The organism is Escherichia sp. WS1368, from assembly GCF_046487485.1.
GTDB classification, from domain to species: Bacteria; Pseudomonadota; Gammaproteobacteria; order Enterobacterales; family Enterobacteriaceae; genus Escherichia; species Escherichia coli.
Genome location: NZ_JBJQJI010000003.1, coordinates 341025 through 354097 on the forward strand (window position 1 = coordinate 341025; position 13073 = coordinate 354097).

The 13073-nt window shown below is 48.2% G+C and carries 13 protein-coding genes and 1 other RNA gene; 8 read left to right on the forward strand and 6 right to left on the reverse strand.

From position 1 onward, the window contains the following. Nucleotides 1-140 precede the first annotated feature (140 nt). From tdcR to ACJHYD_RS10365, 3 genes are all read left to right on the forward strand, one after another. On the forward strand, nucleotides 141-359 hold the full coding sequence (gene tdcR, locus ACJHYD_RS10355; protein ID WP_124056418.1) for a transcriptional activator TdcR: 219 nt from the start codon (nucleotides 141-143) through the stop codon (nucleotides 357-359). A gap of 255 nt (nucleotides 360-614) precedes the next feature. Beyond that, on the forward strand, nucleotides 615-1154 hold the full coding sequence (gene yhaB / locus ACJHYD_RS10360) for a protein YhaB (protein ID WP_000675750.1): 540 nt from the start codon (nucleotides 615-617) through the stop codon (nucleotides 1152-1154). Nucleotides 1155-1175: 21 nt separating this feature from the next. After that, entirely contained in the window at nucleotides 1176-2363 is a 1188-nt protein-coding gene (locus ACJHYD_RS10365; protein ID WP_001551691.1) for a YhaC family protein, read from the forward strand. A 227-nt stretch (nucleotides 2364-2590) separates the two neighbouring features. Here ACJHYD_RS10365 and rnpB read toward each other — a convergent pair. The 5 genes from rnpB to garP all read right to left on the reverse strand — a co-directional run bounded on the left by rnpB (nucleotide 2591) and on the right by garP (nucleotide 7282). Further along, nucleotides 2591-2967: RNase P RNA component class A (gene rnpB, locus ACJHYD_RS10370), an RNA gene on the reverse strand. A gap of 32 nt (nucleotides 2968-2999) precedes the next feature. Further along, nucleotides 3000-4145: a glycerate 2-kinase gene (garK, locus tag ACJHYD_RS10375; protein ID WP_001309778.1), complete on the reverse strand. Its 1146-nt coding sequence runs from the start codon at nucleotides 4143-4145 to the stop codon at nucleotides 3000-3002. Nucleotides 4146-4241: 96 nt separating this feature from the next. After that, entirely contained in the window at nucleotides 4242-5132 is an 891-nt protein-coding gene (garR, locus tag ACJHYD_RS10380) for a 2-hydroxy-3-oxopropionate reductase (protein WP_001306012.1), read from the reverse strand. Nucleotides 5133-5161: 29 nt separating this feature from the next. Further along, on the reverse strand, nucleotides 5162-5932 hold the full coding sequence (gene garL / locus ACJHYD_RS10385) for a 2-dehydro-3-deoxyglucarate aldolase (protein WP_001551692.1): 771 nt from the start codon (nucleotides 5930-5932) through the stop codon (nucleotides 5162-5164). 15 nt (nucleotides 5933-5947) lie between these two features. Continuing rightward, nucleotides 5948-7282: a galactarate/glucarate/glycerate transporter GarP gene (gene garP / locus ACJHYD_RS10390; protein WP_000599651.1), complete on the reverse strand. Its 1335-nt coding sequence runs from the start codon at nucleotides 7280-7282 to the stop codon at nucleotides 5948-5950. A 374-nt stretch (nucleotides 7283-7656) separates the two neighbouring features. Between garP and garD the strand changes: the two genes are divergently transcribed. The 3 genes from garD (at nucleotide 7657) to yhaV (ending at nucleotide 10176) form a co-directional block, all read left to right on the forward strand. Continuing rightward, nucleotides 7657-9228 carry a galactarate dehydratase gene (gene garD, locus ACJHYD_RS10395; RefSeq protein WP_069903725.1) on the forward strand — a complete coding sequence of 524 codons (1572 nt, stop codon included), beginning with the start codon at nucleotides 7657-7659 and terminating at the stop codon, nucleotides 9226-9228. 148 nt (nucleotides 9229-9376) lie between these two features. After that, complete coding sequence (prlF, locus tag ACJHYD_RS10400) at nucleotides 9377-9712, forward strand: type II toxin-antitoxin system antitoxin PrlF (protein WP_001551693.1); 336 nt, start codon at nucleotides 9377-9379, stop codon at nucleotides 9710-9712. Beyond that, nucleotides 9712-10176, forward strand: a complete 465-nt coding sequence (yhaV, locus tag ACJHYD_RS10405) for a type II toxin-antitoxin system ribonuclease toxin YhaV (protein WP_000347270.1) — start codon at nucleotides 9712-9714, stop codon at nucleotides 10174-10176. Before prlF ends, yhaV begins: the two co-directional genes overlap by 1 nt. Nucleotides 10177-10230: 54 nt before the next feature. On the opposite strand, the gene agaR is transcribed toward yhaV, so the two are convergent. Further along, a complete protein-coding gene (agaR, locus tag ACJHYD_RS10410) occupies nucleotides 10231-11040 on the reverse strand; it encodes an aga operon transcriptional regulator AgaR (RefSeq protein ID WP_000072187.1) in 810 nt (269 codons plus the stop codon). Nucleotides 11041-11288: 248 nt separating this feature from the next. On the opposite strand from agaR, the gene kbaZ reads away from it, so the two are divergent. Beyond that, entirely contained in the window at nucleotides 11289-12569 is a 1281-nt protein-coding gene (gene kbaZ, locus ACJHYD_RS10415) for a tagatose-bisphosphate aldolase subunit KbaZ (RefSeq protein ID WP_001551694.1), read from the forward strand. Between the two features lie 22 nt (nucleotides 12570-12591). Next, complete coding sequence (agaV, locus tag ACJHYD_RS10420; RefSeq protein WP_001295547.1) at nucleotides 12592-13065, forward strand: PTS N-acetylgalactosamine transporter subunit IIB; 474 nt, start codon at nucleotides 12592-12594, stop codon at nucleotides 13063-13065. Nucleotides 13066-13073: the final 8 nt, after the last annotated feature.

Consider the following 13073-nt stretch of genomic DNA (forward strand, 5'->3'; position numbering starts at 1 on the left):
TTTTGTCAAAAAAAATGACGGGGATAACCATATTTTATGGCGATAACATCATTCGTTATGTGGTTAATACAAAAAAGGGGCTGAGACCATATTTCAAGCAATTACCGGATAATTACCAGGCAAAATTTGAGTTAAATTTAATGAGCAAGTTCTCAAATTTTATTATAAATAAACCATTTTCAGCGATAAATAATGCGGCACGTCACATTTTTTCACGTTATTTGTTGAAGAACAAACATTTATTTTATCAATATTTTAAAATTTCGAATACAGGTATTGATCATCTCGAACAATTGATTAACGTCAACTTTTTCTCTTCTGACAGGATGTCATTTTGTGAATGCAATCGTTTTCCATAAATTCCTCTCCCCTCATAGGCGACGAATAGCATTTTGTGTTGAGGATCACAAAACGAATAATTGCTGGTCGCCGCGATAAGGTCAGACAAAGACAACAAGGGAAATTTTCACAGAGCTTTTGATCGGCGTAGGCCACAGAATGTTGCTTCGTTTACTGTAACGCCGGGTAAATGAGCGTTTTTTGATAGTGCGAAAGAACCCTGCGAGGAAAATAAGCATCTATTATTGTTTGTCATGATGACAAGGCAGGCATCAATGAAAGGCTTCCCAATTGCACATATTTTTCACCCTTCAATCCCGCCAATGCACGCAGTGGTTAACAATCACAACAGAAATATTGATTATTGGACGGTAAAAAGAAAGTTTGCAGAAATTGTCTCCACCAATGACGTTAATAAAATATACAGTATAAGTAATGAACTGCGGAGAGTATTATCTGCAATTACTGCATTGAATTTCTATCAAGGCGATGTTCCTTCTGTCATGATCCGAATCCAACCGGAAAATATGAGTCCATTCATCATAGATATTTCTACAGGAGAACATGACGATTATATCATACAAACATTAGATGTAGGCACTTTTGCACCTTTTGGCGAACAATGTACTTGCTCAGCCGTCAATAAAAAAGAGCTGGAGTGTATTAAGGAGACGATTTCTAAGTATTGTGCAAAATTCACCCGAAAAGAAGCCATCTTAACCCCCCCTACGTACTTTAATAAAACCTCCATTCCTTCAGATTGTTGGCAAATTCTCTTTTTTTCACCCGATCATTTTAATAATGATTTTTATTGATTATTTATAAAGGATAAAATAATGTCCCCTGTTTCATCAATTGGTAATGATATTAGTAGTGATTTAGCCCGTCGAAAAATAAATGATCTTCCTGAAAGCCCCATAGTTAATAACCTCGAAGCACTAGCACCAGGTATAGAAAAACTAAAACAGACCTCTATTGAAATGGTCACTTTACTTAACGCGCTACAACCAGGTGGGAAATGCATTATCACTGGTGATTTTCAAAAAGAATTAGCGTACTTACAAAATGTAATTCTTTATAATGATTCGTCTCTTCGTATGGATTTTTTTGGTTATAACGCCCGAATTATTCAACGATCAGACAATACCTGTGAACTTACCATTAATGAACCGTTAAAAAACCAGGAAATATCCACAGGCAATATCAATGTTAATTGCCCATTGAAAGACATTTACAATGAAATCAGGAGGTTGAACGTAATCTTTAGTTGTGGGACTGGAGGTATAGTTGATCTATCCTCTCTGGACTTACGGAATGTCGATTTAGAACTTTATGATTTTACAGATAAACATATGGCCAATACAATTTTAAATCCTTTTAAATTGGATGACACAGATTTTACTAATGCCAACATGTTTCAGGTAAATTTCGTTAGTTCAACACAAAACGCCACAATCTCCTGGGATTATTTACTAAAAATAACGCCTGTTATAACAAGCATTAGCGATATGTATTCTGAAGAAAAAATTAAGCTTGTCGAAAGTTGTTTAAATGCGCTTGGAGATATTACCGAAGAACAATTAAAAATTATGAGACTTGCAATTATAGAATCTATACCAAGAGCAACTCTAACAGATGAATTAGAAAATGAATTAACAAAAGAAATATATAAAAGCTCATCGAAAATTAACAATTACTTGAACAGAATTAGATTACCAGAGATGAAAGCATTCTCATCAGAAAAAATAGATTATTACATCGATATAATCATTAAAGATTATGAAAGCGTCAAAGAAAATGCTTATCTTATCGATCCAAAAAATAATTACAATACAGATTTAAACATAGAGGATTCTAGCTCAGAGGAATTCCTTTCAGATAATACACTCGAGAAAGACGAAAATTCTCCTGACAATTGCTTTGAGGTTGTAAAATATAACACATATGAAGCATATAATTCAGAGAAGCAATATTTTACCAGAGAGGACTATACGTATGATTACGACCTTTTAAATGCAATATAGACTTAATAATTTCTTACAAAGTCTATTATTAATACCGTAGATATTTATTCATCTTACACTATGCTCCAAAAAGCAAAAACCCGCCAGTTTACGCTGGCGGGTTTTCGTTAAACCAGGTGAAACTGACCGATAAGCCGCTTTCTTTTGGGTATAGTGTCGTGGACAGTCATTCATCTTTCTGCCCCTCCAAAAGCAAAAACCCGCCGAAGCGGGTTTTTACGTAAATCAGGTGAAACTGACCGATAAGCCGGGTTCTGTCGTGGACAGTCATTCATCTAGGCCAGCAATCGCTCACTGGCTCAAGCAGCCTACCCGGGTTCAGTACGGGCCGTACCTTATGAACCCCTATTTGGCCTTGCTCCGGGTGGAGTTTACCGTGCCACGGACTGTTACCAGCCGCGCGGTGCGCTCTTACCGCACCCTTTCACCCTTACCTGATCCCGCTTGCGCGGGCCATCGGCGGTTTGCTCTCTGTTGCACTGGTCGTGGGTTTCCCCCCCAGGCGTTACCTGGCACCCTGCCCTATGGAGCCCGGACTTTCCTCCCCTCCGCCCGTCTCCCCCGAAGAGGACGACGACGAAGCGGCGACTGTCTGGTCAGCTTCGGCGCGCAGTATAGAGGGTTTGCGCGCCCTTGTCACCCCACGTTGCGCATTCCAATAGCCAGTGTCGCGGCGATATTACGTGAAGCACGGTAAATATTGTCATAAGCCCCGCGGAATGCTTCGTCCAACGTACCAATGCTGGTCAATACGCTGAAGACCGCATCAATGCCATGCTGATGTACAACGCCAACATCATTGGTCAGGCTACCCGCAATGCCAATCACCGGTTTATGGTACTTTTTCGCCACGTTTGCGACGCCAATCGGAACCTTGCCGTGAATACTCTGGCTGTCAATACGCCCTTCACCGGTGATCACCAGCGTACAATCGTGAATATGTTCCTCCAGATTCAGCGCCGTCGTGACGATTTCAATACCACTTTTCAGTTCCGCACCAAGAAACGCCATCAGCGCCGCGCCCATACCTCCCGCAGCTCCTGCGCCGGGGACATCTTTCACATCAACATGCAGCGCTTTTTTAATGACATCGGCATAGTGAGAGAGGTTATTGTCCAGCTCAACAATCATCGCTTCACTGGCTCCCTTTTGTGGGCCAAAGATGCGCGATGCGCCGTTATCGCCCACCAGCGGATTGGTGACATCACAAGCGACGCGAATGACGCAATCTTTTAAGCGCGGATCGAGGCCGGAAATATCAATATCATTCAGAGTATTAAGACTACCGCCGCCAAAACCAATTTCATTGCCGTTGGCGTCGCATAATTTCGCCCCCAGCGCCTGTACCATGCCTGCACCGCCATCATTTGTAGCGCTACCGCCAATGCCGATAATAATGTTTGTCGCGCCGCTCTCCAGCGCCTGCAGAATTAACTCGCCTGTGCCGCGTGAAGTGGTCACGAGTGGATCACGTTTTTCCGCAGGTACCAGCTCCAGCCCACTGGCCGCCGCCATTTCAATAAACGCGGTTTTGCCATCGCCGGAGATCCCCCAACTGGCATTCACTTTCTCGCCCAGCGGCCCTGTAACCCAGGCGTGACGTTCGGAACCCTGGGTGGCTGCAATCATCGCTTCCACCGTTCCTTCGCCACCGTCGGCAACAGGAACAGAAACGTACTGTGCATCAGGAAAAATTTCCCGAAATCCTTTTTCTATCGCCTGCGCAACCTCGCTGGCAGATAAACTTTCTTTATAAGAGTCTGGGGCGATTACGATTTTCATACCTATGCCTGTTACCACATGACGCCGGAGGGCGTTTCTCTTATTCGGCCTGGATTCCAGGCCCGGATTGCAATACGCCATCCGGGCACGACGTCATTAACGAGTAACTTCGACTTTCGCCAGTTTTTCGTAGTAGCACGCCAGGGCGCTATGATCTGCCGTTCCTAAACCATCTGCTCGCAGTGCCTGCATCATCTCCATAACCGCAGCTGTGAGCGGCAGTTGCGCGCCGACGCCGTGGGAAGTATCCAGCGCATTTGCCAGATCCTTAATATGCAGATCAATACGGAAGCCCGGCTTGAAGTTGCGGTCCATCACCATCGGCGCTTTGGCATCCAGCACGGTACTGCCCGCCAGCCCACCGCGAATTGCCTGATACACCAGATCCGGGTTAACGCCCGCTTTGGTTGCCAGCGTTAACGCTTCTGACATCGCGGCAATATTCAGCGCCACAATGACCTGATTTGCCAGTTTGGTAACGTTACCTGCACCAATTTCCCCGGTATGCACCACGGAACCCGCCATTGCTTTCATCAAATCATAGTATTTGTCGAAAATAGCCTTGTCGCCGCCCACCATCACTGACAGCGTACCGTCGATAGCTTTCGGTTCACCGCCGCTCACCGGAGCATCCAGCATATCAATGCCTTTCGCTTTCAGCGCTTCGCTGATTTCACGGCTTGCCAGCGGTGCGATAGAACTCATATCGATCAATACCGTACCTGGCTTCGCGCCTTCAATAATGCCATTCTCACCCAGCGCCACCTCTTTCACATGAGGGGAGTTTGGCAGCATGGTTATGATGACGTCGCACTGTTCAGCGATCGCTTTAGCCGTAGAAGCTGTTTCTGCACCTGCAGCAATCACTTCAGCAATAGCTTCTGGGTTACGGTCAGCAACCACCAGCGAGTAACCTGCTTTCAGAAGGTTTTTACTCATTGGTTTACCCATAATCCCCAGGCCAATAAAACCAACTTTCATAGTCATATCAATCATCTCTCTTGTTGCGGTGGTGGTTATTTTTTAAAGGTATCAGCCAGTTTCTGAGTGGCAGAGCGGAAGACGCCGAGATCGCTGCCGACAGCCACAAACGTCGCGCCCCATTCCAGATAACGACGCGCATCGGCTTCGACCGGTGCGAGGATACCGCTGGGTTTGCCGTGCGCACTGGCACGGTTAAAAATATGCTGGATTGCTTTTTGTACATCCGGGTGCGAGGCATTGCCGAGATGGCCTAATGCCGCAGCCAGATCGCTGGGGCCGACGAAGATACCGTCTACGCCTTCGGTAGCGGCAATGGCATCGACGTTATCTACGCCCTGCTGACTTTCTATCTGGACCAGAATGGTGATGTTCTTGTTCGACTGAGCGAAATAATCCGCCACGGTGCCAAACATATTGGCGCGGTGAGAAACGGAGACGCCGCGAATGCCTTCCGGTGGGTAACGGGTTGATGCCACCGCCTGCTCTGCTTCCTCTTTTGTTTCTACAAAAGGAATCAGGAAGTTATAAAAACCGATATCCAGAAGACGCTTAATAATTACCGGCTCGTTGGTCGGCACTCGCACTACTGGCGCGCTGGCGCTGCCTTTCAGGGCCATTAACTGCGGAATAAACGTGGAGATATCGTTTGGCGCATGTTCGCCATCCAGCACCAGCCAGTCAAACCCAGCCAAACCAAGAACTTCAGTGCTAATCGGGTTAGAGAGTGCTGACCAGCAACCAATTTGTACCTGTTTCGCAGCCAGTGCGGCTTTGAATTTATTCGGGAAAACATTGTTATTCATCGCTTATACCTTTGCTTATTTCTGCAATTCCATACGTTTAATGTCGCCAACTACGAAGAGGTAGCAGACCATCGCCATCAGCGCTGAACATCCCACGAAAACCAGTGCTGCATTGAAGGAGTGCAGTTCACTTACCAGATAGCCAATCACCAGTGGAGTGACAATGGAGGCAACATTGCCAAAGACGTTAAAGACGCCGCCGCAGAGACCAACAATCTCTTTCGGCGCGGTGTCAGAAATCACTGGCCAGCCCAGCGCACCAAATCCTTTGCCAAAGAAAGCCAGCGCCATCAGCATGACCACCAGCGTGGTGTTGTTGGTGTAGTTACATAAGATGATGGTGGAAGCCAGCAACATTCCCAGCACAATCGGTAGCTTACGTGCCAGGGTCAGGGACAAACCGCGTTTGATCAGATAATCCGAGAAGACACCTCCCAGCACGCCGCCCGCAAAGCCACACAGTGCCGGAATCGAGGCGACCAGACCCACTTTCAGAATCGACATGCCTTTTTCCTGCACCAGATAAATTGGGAACCAGGTGAGGAAGAACCAGGTGATGGTGTTGATAAAATATTGTCCGAAAAATACGCCCAGCATCATGCGGTTAGAGAGCAATTGCTTGATGTAATGCAGTTTGGGACCGCTTGCTGCCGCACTGCCCGGCTTTTTGTGGTCCATATCGACCACCGCGCCATTTTCTGAGATAAACTTCAGCTCTTCCGCAGACATACGTGGGTGATCTGTCGGGTTATGAATCAACTTGATCCACAGCGCCGTCAGCACAAAACCAATCACCCCCATAACGGTGAAGACGTGCTCCCAGCCCCAGGCGAAAGTCAGCCAGCCAAGCAGCGGCGAAAAGAGCGCCAGCGAGAAATATTGCGCCGAGTTAAAGATGGCGGAGGCAGTACCACGTTCTTTTGTCGGAAACCAGGCGGCGACAATACGGGCGTTCGCCGGGAATGATGGCGCTTCCGAGAAGCCGAGCATAAAGCGCATAAAGAACATGGAGATCCCTGCCCAGGCCAGCGGGAACATATCAACAAAGCCTTGCAGGAAAGTGAACAGCGACCAGAAAAAGAGGCTGTAGGTGTAAACTTTTTTCGAGCCAAACTTATCAAGCAACCAGCCGCCGGGGATTTGCATCAGCAGGTAGGCCCAGCCAAAAGCGGAGAAGATGTAACCCATCGAAACCGCACTTAACTGCAACTCTTTTGCCACTTCGGTACCAGCAATAGACAGCGTTGCACGATCGGCGTAGTTAACGGCGGTAACAATAAAAATAATCAGTAATATTAAATAGCGGGTATGCACGCCTTTCTTTTTTACGTCAACGGTGTCCAGAATCATTTTATTTACCTCGGGTACTTATGCTGATTTTTATTATTATGGGGAAGGTGTTATTTATGAGTTTTATTTATGCCGTTACGGCAATGAACTCGGGAATTAGTATAAGCAGCGCGAGAATAATAATCATTGTGCAAATGCTAATTTAATTAATACTATTTAAATATTATTTTGAGCATATGCACATAAGGTTGCGCGCTAAAGCACAGATTTGCGCTTTACCTTACCGTGCGGCACTGCAATCCCTGAAATGATTGACATTGATCACATTTCTGCGTTTAAACTCCTGACATTCTTATTTCACCCAATGAAGTCATTTATTTTTAAATGAGACCAGGTCCTCATTTTAATAACCCCTGGCTGGAGAATATTGCACAATGGCCAACATCGAAATCAGACAAGAAACGCCAACTGCGTTTTATATAAAAGTTCACGACACAGATAATGTGGCAATTATTGTTAATGATAATGGCCTGAAAGCAGGAACGCGTTTTCCGGATGGGCTGGAATTAATTGAACATATTCCCCAGGGGCATAAAGTCGCATTGCTGGACATTCCGGCTAATGGTGAAATTATTCGTTATGGCGAAGTGATTGGTTACGCCGTGCGCGCAATCCCACGCGGAAGCTGGATCGACGAATCAATGGTTGTACTACCGGAAGCGCCGCCGTTACACACGCTGCCACTGGCAACCAAAGTCCCGGCACCCTTACCGCCACTGGAAGGATACACCTTTGAGGGCTATCGCAATGCCGATGGCAGCGTGGGCACTAAAAACCTGCTCGGCATCACCACCAGCGTCCACTGTGTGGCAGGCGTGGTGGACTATGTAGTAAAAATCATTGAACGCGATCTGCTACCGAAATACCCGAACGTCGATGGCGTGGTGGGGCTGAATCATTTGTACGGTTGTGGCGTGGCGATTAACGCACCGGCGGCAGTTGTGCCTATTCGTACCATTCACAATATTTCGCTGAACCCTAACTTTGGCGGCGAAGTAATGGTGATTGGTCTGGGTTGTGAAAAGTTGCAGCCTGAACGCCTGCTGACTGGAACGGATGATGTGCAAGCTATTCCAGTAGAAAGCGCCAGCATTGTCAGTTTGCAGGATGAAAAGCATGTCGGTTTTCAGTCCATGGTCGAGGATATTTTGCAGGTCGCCGAACGCCATTTGCACAAACTGAATCAACGGCACCGAGAAACCTGTCCGGCTTCAGAACTGGTTGTCGGCATGCAGTGCGGCGGTAGCGATGCGTTTTCTGGCGTAACGGCAAACCCGGCGGTTGGGTATGCGTCTGATCTACTGGTGCGCTGCGGCGCAACGGTGATGTTTTCAGAAGTCACGGAAGTGCGTGACGCGATCCATCTGCTGACACCACGCGCAGTGAACGAAGAGGTCGGTAAACGGCTGCTGGAGGAGATGGAGTGGTACGATAACTATCTCAATATGGGAAAAACCGACCGCAGCGCCAACCCTTCGCCGGGCAACAAGAAAGGCGGTCTGGCAAACGTGGTGGAGAAAGCGCTCGGCTCCATTGCTAAATCGGGTAAAAGTGCAATTGTTGAAGTGCTGTCGCCTGGTCAACGCCCGACTAAACGCGGATTAATTTACGCCGCGACGCCAGCCAGCGATTTTGTCTGTGGCACGCAACAGGTGGCTTCGGGTATCACCGTGCAAGTGTTTACGACCGGTCGCGGTACGCCGTACGGCCTGATGGCGGTACCCGTCATTAAAATGGCGACCCGCACCGAGCTGGCGAACCGCTGGTTTGATTTAATGGATATTAATGCGGGCACCATCGCTACCGGCGAAGAAACTATTGAAGAGGTGGGCTGGAAGTTGTTCCACTTTATTCTCGACGTCGCCAGCGGGAAGAAGAAAACCTTCTCAGATCAATGGGGACTGCATAACCAGCTGGCGGTGTTTAACCCGGCACCGGTGACCTGATTTCTTTTGGAACGTCCCTCGCAAAACATGGCCTTAGTGCCATGTTTTTATTGTTTAAAGCCCCCACGTACATTAATAATGCATTTGCATTACCTTAGTTCAAGCTTATAATTTGAGCAGAAAACAGGCTGTAAAAGGACAGTGAATCATGCCCGCTAATGCTCGCTCTCACGCTGTACTGACCACTGAATCAAAGGTCACGATACGCGGACAAACAACTATCCCCGCGCCAGTGCGTGAGGCCTTAAAACTGAAGCCAGGCCAGGACAGCATTCATTACGAAATTCTGCCTGGTGGGCAAGTATTTATGTGCCGACTGGGAGATGAACAGGAGGATCATACTATGAATGCATTTTTGCGTTTTCTGGATGCAGATATCCAGAACAACCCGCAAAAAACTCGTCCATTCGACACTCAACAAGGAAAGAAACTTGTCGCTGGCATGGACGTCAACATTGATGATGAGATTGGCGACGACGAATAATGGATTTTCCACAAAGGGTTAATGGTTGGGCGCTATATGCTCATCCCTGTTTTCAGGAAACCTACGACGCTTTAGTTGCCGAAGTCGAGACATTAAAGGGAAAAGATCCTGAAAATTATCAGAGAAAAGCCGCCACAAAGTTATTGGCGGTAGTCCATAAAGTGATTGAGGAGCATATCACGGTCAATCCATCATCACCGGCATTCCGTCATGGCAAGTCGTTAGGCTCTGGGAAAAATAAAGACTGGTCACGGGTAAAATTTGGTGCTGGTCGTTATCGTCTCTTCTTTCGTTACAGCGAAAAAGAGAAAGTCATCATTCTGGGATGGATGAACGATGAAAACACGCTGCGCACCTACGGTAAAAAAACAGATGCCTATACCGTATTCAGCAAAATGTTAAAAAGAGGACATCCTCCTGCCGACTGGGAAACCCTCACCCGAGAGACAGAAGAAGCCCATTGATGGTGTTCACAATGCCCGCCGAACGCATTCGTGTTGACCAGCGGGCACCCTTTCTCACTCCCCGACCAGAATCACTTCAACCCCAGCCTTTCGCAGGCCTTCCAGACTATCCGCAGGAATGCCTTCATCAACAATGATCATGTCGATACGTTGAGTATCAATGATCTTATGTAAACTGGAACGGTTGAACTTACTGGAATCGGTGACCACGATGATCCGTTCCGCAACTTCGCACATCCGACGGTTTAAACGGGCTTCATCTTCATTATGCGTGCTGACGCCGCGCTCCAGATCGATCGCATCTACGCCAAGAAACAGCATATCGAAGTGGTAATTTTGCAGCGATTGTTCAGCCTGATCGCCGTAAAAAGATTGCGACTGACGGCGCAAATGCCCGCCGGTCATCAGCAGCTCAACGCCTTCCGCTTCCAGCAACGCATTAGCCACGTTCATACCGTTGGTCATCGCAATTACGTCAGTGTGCTTGCGCATCAGACGAGCAATCTCAAAAGTGGTGGTCCCGGAATCGAGGATCACCCGATGACCTGGCTGAATCAACTCAACGGCAGCTTTCGCAACGCTGCGTTTCATTGCGGTGTTCAGCGCGCTTTTATCTTCCACTGATGGCTCGACTGACGGCGTCGTGCTATCGCAGATCAACGCGCCGCCATAGGCACGCACAGCGATCCCCTGCTTTTCCAGAAACGCCAGATCGTTGCGGATCGTCACAGTAGATACGCCATACAATGCCGACAGATCGTTAACCTGCACACTTCCTTGCTGGCGCAGGCGTTGAATGATCTGCTCTCGTCGCTCACTGGTGCCTGTCACTCGCTTCTCGCCTGAAGCGTCGGTATTACTCATAGTAAGTCCTTTCGTAAAACTTTCGTTTCATTTCGTTTTGCCTATTAACGCCTTTCTATTAAGCAAATGCAAGCCCACCTTACCCATTGGCGCAAGCTACTCTCGTTTCAGTGGCTTTCATTATGTTTCTTTTGTGAATCAGATCAGAAAACCATTATCTTTCGTTTTATTTTTATCTCACCATGGCGCAGTATCAACTGAAACAAAACGAAAGATTAATATCGCAGTAATCTGAACTGGAGAGGAAAGTGAAACATCTGACAGAAATGGTGAGACAGCACAAAGCGGGCAAAACAAATGGAATTTATGCCGTTTGTTCCGCACATCCGCTGGTGCTGGAGGCTGCAATCCGCTACGCCAGTGCAAACCAAACGCCGTTACTGATTGAAGCAACCTCCAATCAGGTAGACCAGTTCGGCGGCTATACCGGAATGACGCCCGCCGATTTTCGCGGCTTTGTTTGTCAGCTCGCCGACTCGTTGAATTTCCCGCAGGATGCGTTGATTCTGGGTGGTGACCATCTGGGTCCAAACCGCTGGCAAAACCTGCCAGCCGCTCAGGCAATGGCCAATGCCGATGATTTGATTAAAAGCTACGTTGCGGCAGGATTCAAAAAAATCCACCTTGATTGCAGCATGTCCTGTCAGGACGATCCAATTCCCTTAACTGATGACATCGTGGCTGAACGCGCCGCCCGTCTGGCGAAAGTGGCGGAAGAAACCTGTCGCGAACACTTTGGCGAAGCCGATCTGGAGTATGTCATTGGTACCGAAGTGCCGGTACCTGGCGGCGCGCATGAAACCTTAAGCGAGCTGGCGGTCACCACGCCGGATGCCGCCCGCGCCACGCTGGAAGCCCATCGTCACGCCTTTGAAAAGCAGGGTCTGAGTGCCATCTGGCCACGCATCATTGCTCTGGTGGTTCAACCCGGCGTCGAATTCGATCACACCAACGTTATTGATTATCAGCCCGTCAAAGCGACCGCCTTAAGCCAGATGGTCGAAAACTACGAAACGCTGATTTTCGAAGCGCACTCTACCGATTATCAAACGCCACAATCGTTGCGCCAGCTGGTGATTGACCACTTTGCCATCCTGAAAGTTGGCCCGGCGCTGACCTTCGCCCTGCGTGAAGCTCTGTTCTCTCTGGCGGCGATTGAAGAAGAACTGGTACCAGCAAAAGCCTGTTCTGGTCTGCGTCAGGTGCTGGAAAACGTGATGCTCGACCGCCCGGAATACTGGCAAAGCCACTACCACGGTGACGGCAACGCACGTCGCCTGGCGCGTGGTTACAGCTACTCAGATCGCGTGCGCTATTACTGGCCGGACAGCCAGATTGATGACGCTTTCGCTCATCTGGTTCGTAATCTGGCGGATTCACCAATTCCGCTACCGCTCATCAGCCAGTATTTGCCGCTGCAATACGTGAAAGTTCGCTCCGGCGAGCTGCAGCCAACACCACGGGAACTCATTATCAACCATATTCAGGACATCCTGGCGCAGTACCACACAGCCTGTGAAGGCCAATAAGCAAAACAAAGAGGAACACGCTATGCCAAATATTGTTTTAAGCCGGATTGATGAGCGTTTGATTCACGGTCAGGTCGGCGTTCAGTGGGTCGGATTTGCGGGGGCAAATCTGGTGCTGGTAGCCAACGATGAGGTTGCCGAAGATCCGGTACAACAAAACCTGATGGAAATGGTACTGGCAGAAGGGATCGCCGTACGTTTCTGGACGCTGCAAAAAGTTATCGACAACATCCACCGCGCCGCCGATCGACAGAAAATCCTGCTGGTTTGTAAAACACCTGCCGATTTCCTGACGCTGGTGAAAGGTGGCGTTCCGGTGAATCGCATTAACGTTGGCAATATGCACTACGCCAATGGCAAGCAACAAATCGCCAAAACGGTTTCTGTGGATGCGGGCGATATCGCAGCATTTAACGACCTGAAAGCCGCTGGGGTGGAATGCTTCGTTCAGGGCGTCCCGACAGAGCCTGCTGTGGACCTCTTTAAATTACTTTGAGGGATTCA

Coding starts and splice junctions, on each gene's coding strand:
- garL (WP_001551692.1), bottom strand. CDS start 5,932: ATGAATAACAATGTTTTCCCGAATAAATTCAAAGCCGCACTGGCTGCG.
- garD (WP_069903725.1), top strand. CDS start 7,657: ATGGCCAACATCGAAATCAGACAAGAAACGCCAACTGCGTTTTATATA.
- garK (WP_001309778.1), bottom strand. CDS start 4,145: ATGAAAATCGTAATCGCCCCAGACTCTTATAAAGAAAGTTTATCTGCC.
- prlF (WP_001551693.1), top strand. CDS start 9,377: ATGCCCGCTAATGCTCGCTCTCACGCTGTACTGACCACTGAATCAAAG.
- garP (WP_000599651.1), bottom strand. CDS start 7,282: ATGATTCTGGACACCGTTGACGTAAAAAAGAAAGGCGTGCATACCCGC.
- tdcR (WP_124056418.1), top strand. CDS start 141: ATGAGCAAGTTCTCAAATTTTATTATAAATAAACCATTTTCAGCGATA.
- agaR (WP_000072187.1), bottom strand. CDS start 11,040: ATGAGTAATACCGACGCTTCAGGCGAGAAGCGAGTGACAGGCACCAGT.
- agaV (WP_001295547.1), top strand. CDS start 12,592: ATGCCAAATATTGTTTTAAGCCGGATTGATGAGCGTTTGATTCACGGT.
- garR (WP_001306012.1), bottom strand. CDS start 5,132: ATGACTATGAAAGTTGGTTTTATTGGCCTGGGGATTATGGGTAAACCA.
- yhaB (WP_000675750.1), top strand. CDS start 615: ATGAAAGGCTTCCCAATTGCACATATTTTTCACCCTTCAATCCCGCCA.
- yhaV (WP_000347270.1), top strand. CDS start 9,712: ATGGATTTTCCACAAAGGGTTAATGGTTGGGCGCTATATGCTCATCCC.
- ACJHYD_RS10365 (WP_001551691.1), top strand. CDS start 1,176: ATGTCCCCTGTTTCATCAATTGGTAATGATATTAGTAGTGATTTAGCC.